Source organism: Paraburkholderia sp. RL17-381-BIF-C (assembly GCF_046026435.1).
GTDB lineage: Bacteria > Pseudomonadota > Gammaproteobacteria > Burkholderiales > Burkholderiaceae > Paraburkholderia.
Genome location: NZ_JARESX010000001.1, coordinates 203,138 through 220,665 on the forward strand (window position 1 = coordinate 203,138; position 17,528 = coordinate 220,665).

A 17,528-nucleotide genomic window follows, 5' to 3' on the forward strand; every position below is an offset into this window, starting at 1 on the left:
CGATGGGACGCGGGCGGCGGACCGCACTTGCGCGGCCGCCTTGCGGGTCAAGCTTCGAGGGCGGCGAGGCTCTCGCGGGCCCGGGCGTCGGCAGATTTCTTTGTCTTACCGGCGCGCGAGGGCGGCTGGCACAGTCCGCAGACGAACGCGTGCTGCGGATCGTGCGCGTGTGCGACAAAACGTCCCCCGCAGCGGCAGCAGGCGGTCATTTGCAGCATCCCGGAGTCGAAAAAGCGCACCAGCGTCCACGCGCGCGTGAGACTGAGCACGGGCTCGTCGTCGTGCAACCGGACGTGCTCCAGGTAGAGCCGGTAGCTCTTCACGATCGACTGGATCGTCAGGCAACCGCCGTGTCCGGCCATGAAACGGTAGATGTTGTAGAACAGCGATGAGTGAAAGTTCGGCTGCCAGGTCATGAACCAGTCGGTCGAAAACGGCAGCATGCCTTTGGGCGGCGAGACCCCTTTCAATTCCTTGTACAGCTTGATCAGGCGGTCGCGCGACAGACTGGTTTCGGCTTCCAGCAATTGCAAACGCGCGCCAAGCTCGATCAGTTCAATGGCCAGGGTGATCTCCCTGACTTCGAGCACAACACTTTTATAGGCCATCCGTTGGCGTTTCCCCGGTCCTGATTATTCGGCTTTGAATACAACGTGCCATCAGCCGAGCTGCTCGACCGGCTGGCTTGCCATCAGGATCGCGGAATGCGCCTGTGCCACGGCGCTGGATTTGCCTTTGTCCGCCAGAGCGGACAGCACGGCATGGTCGTCGAAACGGAAACGGCACAACACCTGATTGGACGCCGCCAGCTTGACGGTCTGCGCCAACGACAGATTGGCGAGCACATCGGCTAACTGGTCCGAAATCCCCATGCGAAACATGCCCATCGGCTTGTCTTCGCGCAGCAGTCGCTGTGCGAGCAGGAGATAAGACAGGTTGACTTCTCTGATCTCATTGAGCATTTCGCTTGTCGCGCTCATGATTCCCCCGGGGTGTATCTGGCTGGTCAGGCCGTTACGAAAACGTTTGCTCGGACGCGCGCGCTTAAACCGCACGAATCGGCTCGTTTCTGGTCTTGCGAGCATTGTGTCGAAAGGGGGAGCGGACGAAAATCGGATAGACACCCAGCCTTGCTGACGGATAAATCCGTCATTCATGTAGGAATTTTTCCTACAAAGTCGTGTAAGGAAGGGGCTGAGGAGGACTTATTGACGCGCAGTCTGGACGGCTATGCGCGTTGAATGACTGCCTGAGGTGATGCGGAATGAGGCCGAAGGGTGAGCCTGGCTAACTCACGCTCCGCACCGTTGCTGCGATGAGGCCGAATTATAAGACGTTTTCACTTCCGCGTAATCCGCCCAGTGTAGGCGCCGCGCTCGGACGGTCGGGCCCGCGGATTGCTCATAGAAAGCGCTGCGTTCGAATAAAACGGCCGGGTTTCGCTCTCAATTATCGGGACTGCCTTCCAGACGACCTGTAACGACGCATGTTTCGCGCTGTAACAACGTTAAGCGTTTGAAAAATAACTCGAATTCGCGCGGTCGATCCCGATAATGAAGCTAAGGGATTACCCGATGCAGGTTCGGAACACCCCCGGGCGGCGGCTTACCGCGCCCAACCGTCCGTCAGGCATTCACTCCTCGCTCTACTCGAGCGCCGCTGTGCGATGCCGATCTGATTAGGAGAAAACGCATGCGAATCGCACAAATTGCGCCGTTGTATGAAGCCGTCCCGCCGAAACTCTACGGTGGTACCGAACGCGTCGTATCGTATCTGACCGAAGCACTGGTCGGCCTCGGCCACGACGTCACGCTGTTTGCGAGCGGCGACTCGGTCACCTCCGCGAACCTCGACGCCTGCTGGCCTCGTGCACTGCGCCTCGATCCGACGATCCGCGACGCGCTGGCTCCGCACATCCTCATGATGGAGAAGGTGCGAAAGGTCGCGCACGAGTTCGACGTGCTGCACTTCCACCTCGACTACATGCCGTTCCCGCTTTTTACCACGATGGACACGCCGTTCGTGACGACGCTGCACGGCCGCCTGGACTTGCCGGAACTGCAACCGGTGTTCGACGCGTTCTCGGACGTGCCGGTGGTGTCCATTTCCGATTCGCAGCGTGCGCCGCTGCCGCAAGCGAACTGGCTCAACACGATTTATCACGGCTTGCCGGAACAGCTGTTGACGCCGCAAACGCACAAGAAGCCGGAATACCTGGCGTTCCTCGGCCGTATTTGCCCTGAGAAGCGCGTCGATACAGCCATCAAGATCGCTGCACAAAGCGGTTTGCCGCTGAAGATCGCCGCCAAGGTGGACAAGGCCGACCAGGAATATTTCAAACGGGAGATCGAGCCGCTGCTGTCGCAGGCGCACGTGGAATTCGTCGGCGAGATCAATGAGGCGCAGAAGCCCGAGTTTCTCTCCGGCGCGAAGGCGCTGCTGTTCCCGATCGACTGGTCGGAGCCGTTTGGCCTCGTGATGATCGAATCGATGGCGTGCGGCACGCCGGTGATCGCCTTCAACCGCGGCTCCGTGCCGGAAGTGATCGACCACGGCGTGACGGGTTATATCGTTGAGGACGTACAAGGAGCGGTCGCGGCGCTGCAACGCCTGGACGAACTGTCGCGCACCGAAATCCGCGCCCAGTTCGAACGCCGCTTCAGCTCGAAGACCATGGCGCAGAATTATGTGGATGGCTATTCGGCGCTGATCGAAGCCACGCGCCGCCCGGTGCTGCGTCAAGTCGCGGTGGGCTAACGCGGCATTCGAGCGGCCGTGGCAATTTATGCGCTCGGCCGCTCGAGGGTCCGAATCCGCCTCATGTGCCGATTTCGATTTGCAGATGAATAGCGGGGCATTTCGTCGTGTGAATCGTTTGCGCGAACGGTAAATCACACTTATCCCGCTTCTTGTCCAAAAAAGCCGCCCCTCAAGGGCGGCTTTTTTAATACGGGTATGGATGCGCTTCCATCGCGGATTAGCGCTCAACCAATAAAGCCGGAGTGCCAATAACCTTCAGTTGGCTTTCGTCTCTAGCGGCAATCGACTCAAGCCGCGCCAATCAGAAAGCGCTCGCGATTCTTGCCGACGATCCACTTGGGCGGTTTGCCACGCCCGCTCCACGTATTTCCCGATTTTGGGTCCTGGTATTTCGCCGGCAGCGGCGCCTTCTTGGGCGGGCGGCCGCGCTTGGCGGCGACGGCAAAGCCTAAATCTTGAGCCGTGAGACCGTATTCAGCGATCTTTTGGCGGATGTCGGCGACCACGTTGTCGATTTCGGTACGCCGCGCTTCTTCTGCCTGTGCCTGCAATTTGGCGATCTGCGCCTTGAGGTCTGCATATTGAGACATTCCGGTTCTCCCCTTTTTAGAACTCATTGGCTCGCAGACTAACTGCAATTATAAAAATTCGCAATGGACAAGAATACCGATTTAGCGAGATATCCTCTGATAATTATTAACACGGATGAATTGTTAAACCCCCTCTTTATCTCGCAATAATAGGTAAGCACGATGCCACATTGACAATTCTTGACACCCGAATTGGCAACCTTTCCCTAGAATTGCGCGCTCAAGGCATGGCATCCGGACTTAGCCGTGCGTGCTAGCGGAAACGTCATTTTTTTAGGATTACCAATCATGCAGTTGTCAAAACGCCTCGCTGCCGAATTGTTCGGCACCTTCTGGCTCGTGCTGGGGGGCTGTGGCAGCGCTGTCCTCGCCGCCAATTTCGCCGGCCCGGTTCACGGGCTGGGCATCGGGTTCGTGGGCGTGTCGCTCGCCTTCGGCCTGACCGTACTGACAATGGCTTACGCAATCGGCCACATTTCCGGCTGTCACCTGAATCCCGCGGTGAGCGTCGGCCTGACCGTCGCCGGCCGCTTTCCGGCTCGCGATCTGCTGCCGTACATCGTCGCGCAGGTGATCGGCGCGGTGTTGGGTGCGCTGGTGCTGTCGTTGATTGCATCGGGCAAGCCTGGTTTCGACCTCGTTGCCAGCGGTTTTGCCAGCAATGGCTACGGCGAGCGCTCCCCGGGTCACTACTCGCTCGCCGCGGCATTCATTTGCGAAGTGGTGATGACCGGCTTCTTTCTCTTCGTCATTCTCGGCGCGACCGACAAGCGTGCGCCTGCCGGCTTCGCGCCGATCGCCATCGGTCTGTGCCTCACGCTGATTCACCTGATCTCGATCCCGGTGACCAATACGTCGGTCAACCCGGCGCGCTCCACCGGCCCGGCGCTGTTCGTCGGCGGTGCGGCGGTGGATCAGTTGTGGCTGTTCTGGCTTGCGCCGGTTCGCGGCGCGGTGGTCGCCGGCGTGTTGTATCCGGCCCTCGCCGAGAGCCGCGGCGGTAATTCTCAAAAGCTCGCGCTCGACTGACAACGCGCGGTAATTCAGGCATTCAAAGCGGGCGCTGCGGCGCCCGTTCTGTTTGGCTATCGCAGGCACCGTGACAGCGCGCCAATGGCGCACGCGAGCGCCGCTGCTAGAATCGTGCGACCTTCCAAGCTCGCACAGGTGTTACCTATGAAGCGTTTCCGCGGATTTCTGCATGGCGTCGCACTCTCCGTCGGCGGCCTGTGCGCGGGTCTGTCGGCGCTACCCGTCGCGCATGCGGCCGACAGCGACGTTGAAACGCTCGTGTTCGTACGGCACGGTGAGAAACCGGCTCAAGGCTACGGCCAGCTCAACTGCCAGGGACTCAACCGGGCGCTGGCGCTGCCGGCGGTGATCGCTGCCAAGTTCGGCAAGCCGGACGCAATCTACGCCCCCGATCCCGGGCAGCAAAAAGACGACAGCGGCAAGCCCTACTACTACATCCGGCCGCTGGCGACGATCGAGCCGACTGCCATCCAGTTCCAGATGCCTGTGCAAACCCCATATGGTTTCGCGCAGATCGACCAGCTCAGCACCGCACTCGTCAATCCGGCCAACCGAAACAAGCTGATCGTGGTGGCGTGGGAACACAAGCTGATCGTGAAGCTATTGCGCCAGATGCTGAGCGCGCACGGCGGTAACGCCGCCGATGTCCCGAACTGGAAGAGCGACGACTTCGACAGCATTTACATTGTTCGCCTCAATTGGCAGAACGGCAACGCGCGGGCAAGCTTCAAACACGATCGGCAGGGATTGGACGGGCGCGCGACCGACTGCCCTTGCGCGTCGCTACCGGGGGCGTCGTCCGTGGCCGCATCGGCGCCTTCCGCGAGTGCGGCAGATTAATTGGGTAATACAGATGTAAGCCGCAATTACCGCCGCGGCCGCCTGATTCGGGTCGAACGTGGCGCCGACCGCCCGCTGAATCGGCTCAACGGAGCGCACGCCCTTATAGGGCGGGGCTTTGACCAAGCGACGCGTGACACGCTCCGCACCCGAATCCCGCCGTGCACACGTTTCAATCCCCGCGACGATGCTTGCAGTCCGTAACATCTCGTCGCAGTACCTACCCGCCGGAATGCGTAGATTGGTCCTGTGCGACAAACATACGTCGCCTCACAGGAGAACAAACATGAAACGCATCGTCACTCACTTGCTGGTTGCCGCAGGACTCGCAGCGGGCGCATGCGGTGTCGCGCAAGCGCATACGGATCTGAACATCGGCCTGTCGCTCGGCGCACCGATTTATGCCAGCCCGGCTCCCGTCTATGCCGCACCGCAGCCGGTGTATTACGGCAACGGCGGCTGGGACCACCGCTACGACCGCGGCGACTACTATCGGGGCGACCATCGATACGATCGCAACTGGAATCACAATGGTCGTGGCTGGGGCCACGACGACCGGGGCGATCACGGTGACCGCCGCGGCGGGTGGCACGGCTGATCGCCTTGGGTCCACGAGCGGCAGCTAGCAAAGTAATCAGCCGGCGCTGATCAAGGGGAAACACACAGCGCTTCTCCGTTGCCCGCCGCGCCGCTAATCCCGGACGCAAGCGCGCAAAGGCTTGCGCGAAGAAACGGCCTGCATCCATCAAGACGGATGTGGGCCGTTTCCATTTCAGATCAGGACGTCAATTCGTCGTCGAGAGAGAAGAGCTTGCGCAGATGGTGCGCCACGCCGGCTTCGAAGTTGTTGCCGATGCGCGGCACGTTCGGCAAGCGCGTCATGAGATCGGGATTGGCGTTGCTCATCATGAACGGATGGCCGGCCGTTTCCAGCAGATCGATGTCGTTCATGTTGTCGCCGAACGCCACGCAGTGCGAGGCATCCACGCCCACGCGTTCGAGCACGATTTGCAACGCGCGCCCCTTCGACACGTTCGCCGTCATCACTTCCAGGCAGTCCGGCAGCGAATAGGTCACGTAAAGGGCGTCGCCGAATTCGCGGGCGAGGTTCGCCGCGACTTGGGCGAGATCGGCGGGCTCGCCAATGTAGAGGGCCTTCGCGATGTCGACGCCGTCGTGCTTCGGCAGATCGGTCACCTCATAGGTGAAGCCCGAGTCCTGATGATATTTCAGCAGATGCGGTGCGTGGCGATCGATCAGCCAGGCCTGATCGGCGAACAGATTGACGATCACGCGGCCATGAGCACCGGCGATTTCCGGCTGCACCAACCGTTGCACGATGGCGGGAGGCAGGTCGTCGGCATGGATCACCGTGTTGTCCGGCGCGTGGACGCGCGCGCCATTCGACGTGATCAGATACGGATTGATGCCGAGCACGTCGCGGATGCCGGCGACGTCGCAATAATGGCGGCCCGTTGCAATCACGAACCGCAGGCCGTCGCTCTCGAGCTTACGCACGGTGGCGACCGTGAACGGGTCCACTTGGTGATCGGCGTTGAGCAGCGTGCCGTCGAGATCCGTGGCGATAACTTTGTACATGGTGTGAGCAGTCGGGCAGCGTCGAAGTGCGTATTTTACCGTTGCCAGCCGCGCTCACCGGAAACGCGCCAGCCATGCCCGACGGGTCTCGCCCGCGAGCGCGCCGCGTGCCGCTGTTTCTAGCTGCCGTTTTTTAGCCGCCGACGCGACCCGCTTCGCGCTGCGCCAGTTGCAATCCGCCGTGCGCCGAATCGGCCAGCGGCTCGCGCAAACGCGCCTGATGGATCTGCGGCACGTACTCACGCAACGGCGCGCCGAGGCCGCCGCACAACGCGACCGGCAGGCTCGCCGAGGGATCCAGCGCGGCGATCATCTTGCCCACTTCCGCGCCGGCCTCGCCGAGCAACCGCGCCGCGAACGGATGCGCGCGATTGGCCACGACGATCCGCGCGAGCCTTGCATAAGCTGTCTGATTGGCTTCGCAAAGCCACACGACGAGACTGTCGCGGTCATGCGCGCCGGTGTGGCTGATCAGCGCCTGCGCGAAATCGTCGTTGGGGCCGCGACCGTCGAGTGCGTGTTGTGCATGCACGATGCCCCGCAGTCCTAGCCATGCACCGCTTGCTTCGTCGCCCGAGGGAAAACCGTAGCCGCTGACCGAACGGCATTCGCCATTGCTATCCAGCACGGCCGCCACGCTGCCGGTGCCAAGCGCAACGATCACACCAGGCGCGCCGGCGTGCGCGCCCAGCAGGGTGGTATAGGCGTCGCTTTCCACGGCGAGTCCGGCGACCGCAGGAGCCTGAGCGCGAAACGCGCTCAGCCAGTCGCGATTATTGACGCCCGCCAGTCCGCAGCCGAGCACGCAGCGCGACCAGTCCAGCGCCATGCCGACGCTTGCAAATGCTTCGCCACAGCCGGCCGCAATGGCCTGCCAAGCACGTTCGACGCCGAGCCCCAAGCCAGACGGCCCGCTTGCCGCCTGCGCCAGCTCACGGCCTTGTGCGTCGCCGAGCACGACGCGCGTGCCGCTGCCGCCGCCGTCGATGCCGATCAGAAAGAAGTCGTTACTCATGGAGTCGAGTGAGTTCAGTGGGTGAATAACGCGTAGCGTGGCAGGTCAGTTTCAATCCCGCAATCGGCCGAACGGCCGACTTGCAGTGCGCACGGCTTCGGCTATGCTGGCGAGCGACATCACAATACAGGAGCGCGACAGTGACACAGCGATGCAACTGGGTATCGAGCGAGGCGCTCGCGCACTATCACGACACCGAATGGGGCGTGCCCTCGCGCGATGACCAGCATCTGTTCGAGATGCTGGTGCTGGAGGGCGCTCAGGCAGGGTTGTCGTGGTCGACGATTCTCAACAAGCGGGCCGGCTACCGCCGCGCTTTTGCCGACTTCGACATCGACAAGGTTGCGCGCTTTACGCCGAAGCATGTCGATGCCCTGGTGAAAGACGAAAGCATCGTGCGTCATCGCGGCAAGATCGAAGCGGCCATTAACAACGCTCGGGCGGTCCAACAGATACAGGCCGAGCACGGCTCGCTCGCCAATTTCGTTTGGTCCTTCGTCGATCAGACGCCGATCCAGAACGATTGGGCTTCGTACAAGCAGGCTCCCGCGTCGACCGACATTTCCGACGCGCTGAGCAAGGGGCTGAAGCGCTATGGCTGCAAGTTCGTCGGCTCGACGATCTGTTACGCATTCATGCAGGCGGTCGGCATGGTCAACGACCACGAGGCGAGTTGCATGTGCCAGGCGCGATGCGCGGCACTCGGCAAGAAAGGACGGAATCGCAAAGCGGGGTAAGGCAGGGCAGGCGCTTCTGCGCTTCTGCGTTTGCGCGCCTGGCGCACACCGTCCGCCATTCACGACCGTGCCCCGTAACCGCGTTGCCCCGCCCGTGACTGAGTGCCCCAGCAACGAACGGGCATCAAAGGCCCAAGAAGAGACCACAAAAATGCTAGAAAAAGGCCCCAAAAAGCAAAACGGCGATGTGGCTTCTTTCGAAGCTCACACCGCCGTTCGGCCGTGCGGAAAAAGCGTGCTTAGTGCAGCTTTTTCGGCAGCATCTGGCTGCGCAGGCGCTTGTGCAGGCGCTTCACAGCAGCAGCCTTCTTGCGCTTACGTGCCGTGGTCGGCTTTTCGTACGATTGGCGCTCACGCAGTTCAGCGATCAGGCCATTCTTTTCGATTGCGCGACGAAAGCGGCGAATCGCCACTTCGAACGGCTCGTTTTCTTTCAGAAGAATCGTCGTCATGTAATTCCTAACTCAATCACTTGATAGGGGTAAATTGCGTGGCGGCATACCGCTCACGCGCCGGCCCTCCGGTCGTTCCAATTCATGGCCAGTAACAGGCAAACGCGGGCAGAACCCGGCCAAACCACGATTGAAACGAGAGGCAAAGCGGCCACGGAGGCCGGAAAAGAGAGGTGGGGAGTTCACCGCGGAACGCGGACAGACAACATGCAAAAGCCGCGTCTGCTGCCGTTTCGCCGACCTTTCATCAACAGAAAAGCATTGACGAAACAGGCAAAAATCTCAATTCACTCCCGATGATATCAGGAAACTCTCCATCCTACCAGGGGTTTGGCGATTGCGCCAGGTCACTTGCACCTCAGGCGCTCGCTTCGTCCAGTTCGCGGATATCTGCGCCCGTCAGCATCAGGTGGACGGCTGCCGCGAGGCTTTTGAGCTGGTCGACCGATGTTGCGCTGGCAATAGGGGCCGTAACACTGGGCCGCGCGATCAGCCATGCCAAAGCGACAGTGGCCGAAGTGCTGCCATGCGCCTCGGCGATCCGGTCCAGCGCGGCGACAATGCGCAAACCGCGCTCGTTCAAGTATTTTTCGACCCGGCTGCCGCGCGCCTTGTTGGCCAGATCCGCCCGCGACCGGTATTTGCCCGACAGAAATCCGCTTGCAAGACTGTAGTACACCACCACGCCAAGCTGATTGGCGAGCGCCACCGGTTCGATGTCGCGCTCATAGTCCGCGCGGTCATACAGGTTGTATTCCGGCTGCAGCAGCTGATATTCGGGCAACCCGTGCTGGCGGGACACCGCGAGCGCCTCCTCGATACGCGCGCCAGTGTAGTTCGACGCGCCGATCACCCTCACCTTCCCCGCCTCGATCAGCTTCTGGTACGCGCCCAGTGTTTCGGCGAGCGGCGTTTCGGTGTCGTCGTCGTGAGAAAAGTAGACGTCGATGTAATCGGTTTGCAAGCGCCGCAGCGAATCCTCGACCGCCGCCTGGATGTTGGCCGCCGACAACCCTTTGCGCTGCGGATGCTTTGAGACCTTGGTGGCGAGCACAATTTTGTCGCGCTTGCCGCTCTGACGGAACCACTTGCCGATGATGGTTTCCGACTCCCCGCCCTGATTGCCAGGCACCCATGCTGAATAGACATCGGCGGTATCGATGAAGTCGAGACCGGCATCGACAAATGCATCAAGAATCGAAAACGAGGTGGCTTCATCGGCCGTCCAGCCGAAAACATTGCCGCCGAACATCAGCGGCGCAACCTGTAATTCCGAACGTCCGATTCTGCGCTTTTGCATGATTTTTCCAGGGTTTGTCACAAGAGAGAAAAGAGAATACGCCGACTTTTCAATACCTGCAGTGGGTCCGCAGACCAAGGCTGCAAGCGGCTTTCAGCGGCATTGCAATAAACCGGGATGGAAAACGTTTGGCGCGCCATTGCACAAAGTTCCTCAAGTTTTTTTTAGGGCCGCCGTCAACCTTCACTGAGGCGGCCAGCAATGAACGAGTGCTTCCGCCGATGCCAACGTGGCGTATTGGGCTCAAGGCTTATTTAGGAGATTTTCCATGCTCGGAATCAATAGCAACATCAACTCGCTGGTTGCACAGCAAAACCTTAATGGCTCGCAAAGCGCCCTTTCGCAAGCCATCACCCGCCTGTCGTCGGGCAAGCGCATCAACAGCGCGGCTGACGACGCAGCAGGTCTGGCAATCTCGACGCGTATGCAAACGCAGATCAACGGCCTGAACCAGGGCGTGTCGAATGCGAACGACGGCGTGTCGATGATTCAAACCGCATCGAGCGCACTGTCGTCGCTGACCTCGAGCCTGCAACGTATCCGCCAACTGGCCGTGCAAGCATCGACCGGTTCGCTGTCGTCGAGCGACCAGGCAGCTCTGCAGAAGGAAGTGTCGGCGCAGATCGCTGAAGTGAACCGTATCGCTTCGCAAACGACGTACAACGGCACGAACATTCTGGACGGCTCGGCAGGCAGCGTGACGTTCCAGGTCGGCGCGAACGTCGGTCAGACGATCAGCCTGGACCTGAGCCAGTCGATGTCGGCAGCGAAGATCGGTGGCGGCCTGGTGCAAACGGGTCAAACGGTTGGCACGATCGCCGTCAACACGGACGCGACCGGCACGTACACCAGCACGGGCGCGACGATCACGTCGGTCAACGTGCTGTCGGACGGCAAGGGTGGCTACACCTTCACCGACCAGAACAACCAGGCAATCTCGTCGGGCGCAGTGTCCAACATCTTCTCGGCCGGTACGGCATCGGGTACGGGCACGGCAATCACGAACCTGACGCTGAACGCCACGCTCGCCACGGCGATGGGCGCAACGGCTTCCGGCGTCGCGACCGCATCGATCGCACAGATCAACGCGATCAACAACCCGCCGACGGTTTCGGGCCTCGACATCAGCACGGTCACCGGCGCGAACGAAGCAATGGTCTCGATCGACAACGCACTGCAGACCGTGAACACGCTGCAAGCTGCACTGGGCGCCGCGCAAAACCGCTTCACGGCAATCTCGACGTCGCAGCAAGCTGAATCGACCGACCTGTCGTCGGCACAATCGCAAATCACGGACGCCAACTTCGCACAAGAAACGGCGAACCTGAGCAAGGCGCAAGTGCTGCAGCAAGCTGGTATCTCGGTGTTGGCGCAAGCTAACTCGAACCCGCAGCAAGTTCTGAAGCTCCTGCAGTAAGAGCTGACGCAGTAACGGCGATGCGCCGCGCGCAAGCGGGGCGCATCGCCGGGTTTCAAACGACGGGAGGCATGCCTCCCGCTGTGCATTTCCATCACGCAGTGATGTAGCATCGCGCACCACCCAATACAGATTTCCAGACGCCCGGAGCCTCTGCATGTCCTCGATCTCAACCTCGTCTTCTACAGCAAGCGCCAACGCCGCGCTGCAGTCGGCTGCTCAATCGATCATCAGCGGCTCGACGGGCAATTCGTCGATGGACGTGTCGACGCTCGTCACGGCGCTCGTGAACGCGAAGACCGCAGGACAAACCGCGGCACTGGCGGCACGACAAACCACCGACAACACCACGCTGTCCGCCTATGGCGCACTAAGCTCGGCGCTGAGCGCACTGCAGTCGGGCATCACGAATCTCGCCAACGGCACCACGCTGTCGACGTTCGCGGCCACCGCGAGCGGCACCGGCTTGACCGCGACCGCCGGCGTCGGCGCCGTGGCCGGCAGCTACTCGGTCGCCGTGACGCAGATTGCCAGCTCGCAAGCCTTGTCGTCGGCGGCCTTCAGCTCCACGACACAACTGGGCACCGGCACGCTCTCCATTTCGCTGGGCGGCAAGTCGATGGATATCAACGTCGACAGCACCAACAACACGCTCTCGGGCATCGCTTCGGCAATCAACGCGAGCAGCAGCAACCCCGGCGTCACGGCGACCATCGTGACCGGCACGGACGGCGCCCACCTCGTGCTGCGCGCGGCGAACACGGGGGCAGCGAACGTCATCAACGTCACGACCAGCAACATCACGACCGACAACGGCCTGTCGAGCCTCGGCGTGACCTCGACCGCCAGCACCACCGGCGGCCAGTCGACGATCACCTCGGCCAACGCGGGGAGCGCCTGGACGCAGAGCGGTTTTGCCCAGGACGCGGAGTTCACCGTGGGCGGGATCGCGGCCAGCAGTTCGACCAATGCGGTGACGAGCGCCATTGCGGGCGTCACGATGAACCTGACGTCCGCATCCGCCGGCACCACGCAGACGCTGACCATTGCGGCCGATACGACCTCGCAGAACACCGCGATCAATAATTTCGTGAGCCTCTACAACACCGTCGTCACGACGATGTCCACGCTCACCTCGTTCAGCTCCGGCTCGTCCTCGCAAGGTCCGCTGCTCGGCGACTCCACGCTGCAGACGATCAAGAACACGCTCGCCACCATCATCGGCGGCTCGGTCGGCTCGGGTAGCACCGGCACCACGCTGGCGGCGATCGGCATCTCGCTGAAGGACAATCCGGCGGACGGCACGCTGGTGGTCGACAACACCGCGCTGAACACCGCGCTGACGAGCAGTCCGGCCACGGTCGCATCGCTCTTCAACTCGACCAACGGCATTGCCGAGCAGTTGAACTCCAGCATCACCACGTTCACGCAGACCGGCGGCATCATCGACACGCGTAATACCGCGCTCAATGCCGATCTGAAGAGCATCACCACGCAGCAAACCGCCCTCGCCGACTACACGACACAGTTGACGAACCAGTATCAGGCGCAGTTCACCGCCCTGAATACGTTGATGGCGACCATGAACAACAATTCGCAGTACCTGACCGCGCTGTTCGGCGGCACCAACAGCGCGGGCGCGCTGGCCACGAACAAGGGCTAAGCAATGAACGCGCACACCATGAATCAGACGGAACTGGTCGAACGCGTGCTGTCGATCACGCGCGAAATCGAGCAGGCGGCCTCGCTTGCCGACTGGCCGGAAGCCGCCCGCCTGACCGAAGCACGCTCGCCGCTGCTGATGTCGCTCACCGCGGAGCAGGAGCCGGCCGCGCTGGAAATGATCCGCCAGATCCAGGCGATCGACGCGGCCCTAGTCGCCGACGCGGCAGTCACCCAGAACGAACTGCATACCGAGTTTGAAGCGGCGATCGGGCGCACCAAGGCCGCCGGCGAATATCAGCGCATGGCCCGCCTTTAAAAATCACCCGAAGTGGCATGCCCCAAAGCGGCATCCGCTCCGTAAGAGCCGGTTCGACCGGCCGACCGAATAATAAGAACTACGCGCCGAAGTGAGGCGCGCTCGTTCCCTCAGCCCGCCTCGTGCGGGCTTTTTTCTTTTTCCCCGCTGGTCTTCCGGCTTTCCGCCCCCCTCTCCATACGCTAAACAGGCGGCCTTTTTACCGTCATCTCCGAGCATCGGAAACGCCCTCTCCGTCGCACAATTTCCGTCATAGACCATTCTGCGCTGAGACCATGACTCTCCTGTACGAGCAGCCGACAGCTGACCCCTTGACGCCCGAACAACAGCTCGAGCACGACATCGCACTCGTTTTGCAAACGGCGCTGGAGCACCACCACAAGGGCGAATTCGACGATGCCGAAGCGCTCTATCTGGCGATCCTCGACGCCAAACCGCAGCACTCGGACGCGCTTTACGACCTTGGCGTGCTGCTCGTTCAAACGGACCGCCCCAAAGACGCATTGCCCCGCTTCGAACTGGCGCTAGGTCAGCAACCGCAAAACGGTCAGTATTGGACGGCTTATATCAGCGCGTTGATCGACGCCGGTGAAACCGCCGCCGCGTGGCTCGCGCTGGAAATGGCGCAGAAGCAAGGACTGAAGGGCCCGGCGGTGGACGGCCTGATCGTGCGGATGGCGAATCCCGGCAAGATCGTCCTGACGCAGCCCGTGGCAGCCCAGAACCCGCAGTCAGCCGGCAGCGCGGCCGCTCCAACAAATAGCGAAGGCGCAGAAGCAACCGCAGATGCCGGCAAGTCCACGATCGCAGCCGGACGGCGCGTAAGCCAGCAGGAAACCTCGCGATTCACGTCGCTCTACAACAAAGGCCAGATCGCCGACGCCGTCAAACTGGCTCGCACGCTCACCCAGCGCTTCCCCGCCGACGGCAACGCGTGGCGCTGGTTCGGGATTGCGTTGCATCGTCTGGGCCGTTACGACGACGCGCTCATCCCGCTGCGCAAGGCTGCCGAACTCCTGCCCGAAGAGCTGGAGAGTCGCGCCGTCCTCGCGGATACGCTGCGACTGAAAGGCTTGCACAAGGACGCCGAAGAAGTCTGCCGCGCGATCATCGCGATCAACCCGGCCTACGCCGAAGCGCAACGGATCTACGGCATGTCGCTGGTTCACCAGGGACGAGTGGCCGAAGGTCTGGCTGCGGCCCGGCGCGCGATCGAACTGGCGCCGGACACGTCCGGCATGTACAACACACTGGGCGTGTTGCAGCTCGATCTGGGCACGGTGAGCGAAGCGGAGAAAAGCTTTCACGTCGCGCTGGAGAAAGACCCGAAAGACCCGATCGCGGCGGACAACTATCTGTTTTCGCTCGCCCACAATCCTGAAGTCAAGCAGGACACGCTGTTCGCCGAACACGTCAAGTTCGCCCAACAGCACGAAGCGCCGGTGCGTTCGCAGTGGCCGCGTCATGTGAACAAGCGCACGCCGAATCGCAAGCTGAAGATCGGCCTCGTTTCCGGTGACCTGTTCCGTCACGCCGTCGCCTCGTATCTGTTGCCGATCATGGAGCGTCTCGCGACCGACGCCAGCGTCTCGCTTCATGTGTACAACAACCACATCCTGGAAGACGACTACACCCATTTGCTGCGCAAGTGCGCCCACGAATGGCACCAGGTCACCGGCATGCCGGACGCGCACCTGGCCAACCGGATCCGCGGCGACAGAATCGACATTCTGTTCGACCTGTCCGGCCACACGGGCCGCAATCGTCTTCTCACGTTCGCGCGCAAGCCCGCGCCGATCCAGGTCAGCTGGCTCGGCTACCCTGCCACGACCGGCCTGAGCGCGATGGACTATTACCTCGTGGACCGGTTCGGTGTGCCGTTCGGCGAGCCGGAGCGCATGTTCTCCGAGAAGATCGTCCATTTGCCCGCGAATGCGCCTTTCCTGCCAGAAAAAAGCGCCCCGCCGGTCAACATCCTGCCGGCCATGCACAACGGCTACGTGACGTTCGGCAGCTTCAACCGCCTCAACAAACTGCGCCCCGACGTGATCGCCCTCTGGGCGGAATTGCTGAACGCGCAACCGTCGTCGCGAATGTTGCTGGGCGCGATTGCAACCGACGAGGACGAACAATTGCTCCTCGACTGGTTCGACAAAGCAGGCATCTCGCGCGAGCGTCTGATGTTCCGCCGCCGCTCGAGCATTCCGGTCTATCTGCAGCAGCATTTTCACGTCGATATCTGCCTCGACACGTTCCCGTACACGGGTTCGACCACCGTGCTGAATTCCCTGTGGATGGGCGTGCCGACCTTGACGATTGCAGGCGACACGTTGCCGAGCCGCGCCGGCGCCACCTGGATGTCGCACGTCGGCCTGCAACAGTATCTCGCCACCGATAAGGCGGACTTCGTCGCCAAGGGCGTCGCGCTGTCGTCGGATATCGAGGCGCTCGCCGCACTGCGCACCGGTTTGCGCGAGCGCTGCATGGCCTCGGCGGCATTCCGGCCTGAAGTCGTCGCCGCGGGCTTGTCGCGCGCATTGCGAATCATGTGGCAACGCTGGTGCGACGACCAACCGCCCGTCGCGTTCGAAGTAACGGCAGAAGAAGCTACCGCCGCCACCGACGACGCCGCCGCGCCGTCCAAGACAGGGGACAACAAGTGAACGCAGCCTTACCGCTTGGGGCCATCGAGCCGCAGATCGACGAGCGCATTTACGTTACCCAGCCGCACCTCGCGCCGCTTGAAGAATTCATCCCCTATCTTCAACAGATCTGGGACAGCAAAATCCTCACCAATGCCGGCCCATTTCACCAGCAGTTCGAAGAGGCGCTGTGCAAGTACCTCGGCGTGCGTCATCTTGCGCTGTTCACCAACGGCACGCTGGCGCTGCTCACCGCGCTGCAGGCGCTGCGCGTGACCGGCGAGGTGATCACGACGCCCTATTCGTTCGTGGCAACCGCCCACTCGCTGGTCTGGAACGGCATCAAACCGGTATTCGCCGACGTCGATCCGCATACGCTCAATCTCGATCCCGCCAAGATCGAGGCCGCGATCACGCCGCAGACCACCGCGATCATGCCGGTGCATTGCTACGGCAAGCCGTGCGACGTCGAGGCGATCCAGAAGATCGCCGACAACTACAATCTGAAGGTGATTTACGACGCGGCCCATGCTTTCGGCGTGCAGACCGAAACCGGCAGTGTGCTCGAACACGGCGACCTTGCCGTGCTGAGCTTCCACGCGACGAAGGTCTTCAATACCTTCGAAGGTGGCGCGATCATTTGCCAGGACGCCAAGACCAAACAGCGCATCGACCATCTGAAGAACTTTGGATTCGTCGATGAGGTGACTGTAGTTGCGTCCGGCATCAACGGCAAGATGAGCGAAATCAACGCCGCGTTCGGGTTGCTGCAATTGCAGCACATCGACGAAGCGCTGGCGCGGCGCGCGCGGATCGACGCAATCTATCGCGAACGGCTGCGCGACGTGCGCGGTATCCGCTGCCTGCCCAAAGAAGGCCAGAAAGTCGCGAACCATTCGTACTTTCCGATTCTCGTCGGCCCGGAGTATCCGATCAGCCGGGATGCGCTGTATCAGAAGTTCCGCGACCAGAACATCTACGCGCGCCGCTATTTCTATCCGCTGATCTCGGACTTTCCGATTTATCGCGGCCTGCCTTCGGCGCGTCAGGACAATCTGCCGGTCGCGCATGCCGCTGCACAACAGGTACTGTGTCTGCCGATTTTCCCGGCGCTGACCGACGACATGCTCGATCGCATCATCGGGATCATCGCGGATACCTGA

General features: G+C 61.6%; 17 protein-coding genes. 10 read left to right on the forward strand and 7 right to left on the reverse strand.

All coding sequences use genetic code 11. The annotated features are described in order from the left end of the window. Positions 1–47 precede the first annotated feature (47 nt). Complete coding sequence (gene flhC, locus P0D70_RS00955; protein WP_091797981.1) at positions 48–608, reverse strand: flagellar transcriptional regulator FlhC; 561 nt, start codon at positions 606–608, stop codon at positions 48–50. 51 nt (positions 609–659) lie between these two features. Further along, positions 660–980 (reverse strand): flagellar transcriptional regulator FlhD, encoded by a 321-nt coding sequence (gene flhD / locus P0D70_RS00960; protein WP_006050893.1) that lies wholly within the window; start codon positions 978–980, stop codon positions 660–662. A gap of 712 nt (positions 981–1,692) precedes the next feature. Between flhD and P0D70_RS00965 the strand changes: the two genes are divergently transcribed. Continuing rightward, on the forward strand, positions 1,693–2,757 hold the full coding sequence (locus P0D70_RS00965; RefSeq protein ID WP_091797975.1) for a glycosyltransferase family 4 protein: 1,065 nt from the start codon (positions 1,693–1,695) through the stop codon (positions 2,755–2,757). A 290-nt stretch (positions 2,758–3,047) separates the two neighbouring features. Here the strand turns inward: P0D70_RS00965 and P0D70_RS00970 are convergent, their stop codons facing one another. Next, positions 3,048–3,350 carry an H-NS histone family protein gene (locus P0D70_RS00970; protein WP_007179981.1) on the reverse strand — a complete coding sequence of 101 codons (303 nt, stop codon included), beginning with the start codon at positions 3,348–3,350 and terminating at the stop codon, positions 3,048–3,050. Between the two features lie 288 nt (positions 3,351–3,638). On the opposite strand from P0D70_RS00970, the gene aqpZ reads away from it, so the two are divergent. From aqpZ to P0D70_RS00985, 3 genes are all read left to right on the forward strand, one after another. Next, entirely contained in the window at positions 3,639–4,379 is a 741-nt protein-coding gene (aqpZ, locus tag P0D70_RS00975; RefSeq protein WP_408181630.1) for an aquaporin Z, read from the forward strand. A 147-nt stretch (positions 4,380–4,526) separates the two neighbouring features. Then, on the forward strand, positions 4,527–5,222 hold the full coding sequence (locus P0D70_RS00980) for a histidine phosphatase family protein (RefSeq protein ID WP_408181633.1): 696 nt from the start codon (positions 4,527–4,529) through the stop codon (positions 5,220–5,222). Between the two features lie 286 nt (positions 5,223–5,508). Beyond that, on the forward strand, positions 5,509–5,820 hold the full coding sequence (locus P0D70_RS00985; RefSeq protein WP_408181635.1) for a PXPV repeat protein: 312 nt from the start codon (positions 5,509–5,511) through the stop codon (positions 5,818–5,820). Between the two features lie 179 nt (positions 5,821–5,999). Here the strand turns inward: P0D70_RS00985 and P0D70_RS00990 are convergent, their stop codons facing one another. Continuing rightward, complete coding sequence (locus P0D70_RS00990) at positions 6,000–6,821, reverse strand: Cof-type HAD-IIB family hydrolase (protein WP_408181637.1); 822 nt, start codon at positions 6,819–6,821, stop codon at positions 6,000–6,002. A gap of 133 nt (positions 6,822–6,954) precedes the next feature. Continuing rightward, positions 6,955–7,836, reverse strand: coding sequence for a glucosamine kinase nucleotide-binding domain-containing protein (locus P0D70_RS00995; RefSeq protein WP_408181640.1), 882 nt, complete (start codon positions 7,834–7,836; stop codon positions 6,955–6,957). A 140-nt stretch (positions 7,837–7,976) separates the two neighbouring features. On the opposite strand from P0D70_RS00995, the gene P0D70_RS01000 reads away from it, so the two are divergent. Beyond that, positions 7,977–8,573: a DNA-3-methyladenine glycosylase I gene (locus P0D70_RS01000; protein ID WP_408181642.1), complete on the forward strand. Its 597-nt coding sequence runs from the start codon at positions 7,977–7,979 to the stop codon at positions 8,571–8,573. Positions 8,574–8,812: 239 nt separating this feature from the next. On the opposite strand, the gene rpsU is transcribed toward P0D70_RS01000, so the two are convergent. Together rpsU and P0D70_RS01010 are read right to left on the reverse strand one after the other, a co-directional pair. Then, the gene (gene rpsU / locus P0D70_RS01005) at positions 8,813–9,025 is read right to left on the reverse strand and encodes a 30S ribosomal protein S21 (RefSeq protein ID WP_006050883.1); all 213 of its coding nucleotides are present in this window, start codon (positions 9,023–9,025) and stop codon (positions 8,813–8,815) included. 358 nt (positions 9,026–9,383) lie between these two features. Beyond that, positions 9,384–10,325, reverse strand: a complete 942-nt coding sequence (locus P0D70_RS01010; protein WP_408181644.1) for an aldo/keto reductase — start codon at positions 10,323–10,325, stop codon at positions 9,384–9,386. 268 nt (positions 10,326–10,593) lie between these two features. Between P0D70_RS01010 and P0D70_RS01015 the strand changes: the two genes are divergently transcribed. From P0D70_RS01015 to vioA, 5 genes are all read left to right on the forward strand, one after another. Then, positions 10,594–11,742, forward strand: a complete 1,149-nt coding sequence (locus P0D70_RS01015; protein WP_091797949.1) for a flagellin — start codon at positions 10,594–10,596, stop codon at positions 11,740–11,742. Between the two features lie 157 nt (positions 11,743–11,899). Beyond that, positions 11,900–13,405 (forward strand): flagellar filament capping protein FliD, encoded by a 1,506-nt coding sequence (gene fliD, locus P0D70_RS01020; RefSeq protein ID WP_408181647.1) that lies wholly within the window; start codon positions 11,900–11,902, stop codon positions 13,403–13,405. A 3-nt stretch (positions 13,406–13,408) separates the two neighbouring features. Next, on the forward strand, positions 13,409–13,723 hold the full coding sequence (fliT, locus tag P0D70_RS01025) for a flagellar protein FliT (protein ID WP_091797944.1): 315 nt from the start codon (positions 13,409–13,411) through the stop codon (positions 13,721–13,723). Between the two features lie 275 nt (positions 13,724–13,998). After that, a complete protein-coding gene (locus tag P0D70_RS01030) occupies positions 13,999–16,386 on the forward strand; it encodes an O-linked N-acetylglucosamine transferase family protein (RefSeq protein ID WP_408181649.1) in 2,388 nt (795 codons plus the stop codon). Continuing rightward, on the forward strand, positions 16,383–17,528 hold the full coding sequence (vioA, locus tag P0D70_RS01035; protein WP_408181651.1) for a dTDP-4-amino-4,6-dideoxy-D-glucose aminotransferase VioA: 1,146 nt from the start codon (positions 16,383–16,385) through the stop codon (positions 17,526–17,528). The genes P0D70_RS01030 and vioA overlap by 4 nt, the downstream gene beginning before the upstream one ends.

Excerpts from the sequence above, each read along its gene's own strand:
- flhC (WP_091797981.1), bottom strand. The coding sequence starts at position 608 with ATGGCCTATAAAAGTGTTGTGCTCGAAGTCAGGGAGATCACCCTGGCC.
- flhD (WP_006050893.1), bottom strand. The coding sequence starts at position 980 with ATGAGCGCGACAAGCGAAATGCTCAATGAGATCAGAGAAGTCAACCTG.
- P0D70_RS00965 (WP_091797975.1), top strand. The coding sequence starts at position 1,693 with ATGCGAATCGCACAAATTGCGCCGTTGTATGAAGCCGTCCCGCCGAAA.
- P0D70_RS00970 (WP_007179981.1), bottom strand. The coding sequence starts at position 3,350 with ATGTCTCAATATGCAGACCTCAAGGCGCAGATCGCCAAATTGCAGGCA.
- aqpZ (WP_408181630.1), top strand. The coding sequence starts at position 3,639 with ATGCAGTTGTCAAAACGCCTCGCTGCCGAATTGTTCGGCACCTTCTGG.
- P0D70_RS00980 (WP_408181633.1), top strand. The coding sequence starts at position 4,527 with ATGAAGCGTTTCCGCGGATTTCTGCATGGCGTCGCACTCTCCGTCGGC.
- P0D70_RS00985 (WP_408181635.1), top strand. The coding sequence starts at position 5,509 with ATGAAACGCATCGTCACTCACTTGCTGGTTGCCGCAGGACTCGCAGCG.
- P0D70_RS00990 (WP_408181637.1), bottom strand. The coding sequence starts at position 6,821 with ATGTACAAAGTTATCGCCACGGATCTCGACGGCACGCTGCTCAACGCC.
- P0D70_RS00995 (WP_408181640.1), bottom strand. The coding sequence starts at position 7,836 with ATGAGTAACGACTTCTTTCTGATCGGCATCGACGGCGGCGGCAGCGGC.
- rpsU (WP_006050883.1), bottom strand. The coding sequence starts at position 9,025 with ATGACGACGATTCTTCTGAAAGAAAACGAGCCGTTCGAAGTGGCGATT.
- P0D70_RS01010 (WP_408181644.1), bottom strand. The coding sequence starts at position 10,325 with ATGCAAAAGCGCAGAATCGGACGTTCGGAATTACAGGTTGCGCCGCTG.
- P0D70_RS01015 (WP_091797949.1), top strand. The coding sequence starts at position 10,594 with ATGCTCGGAATCAATAGCAACATCAACTCGCTGGTTGCACAGCAAAAC.
- fliD (WP_408181647.1), top strand. The coding sequence starts at position 11,900 with ATGTCCTCGATCTCAACCTCGTCTTCTACAGCAAGCGCCAACGCCGCG.
- fliT (WP_091797944.1), top strand. The coding sequence starts at position 13,409 with ATGAACGCGCACACCATGAATCAGACGGAACTGGTCGAACGCGTGCTG.
- P0D70_RS01030 (WP_408181649.1), top strand. The coding sequence starts at position 13,999 with ATGACTCTCCTGTACGAGCAGCCGACAGCTGACCCCTTGACGCCCGAA.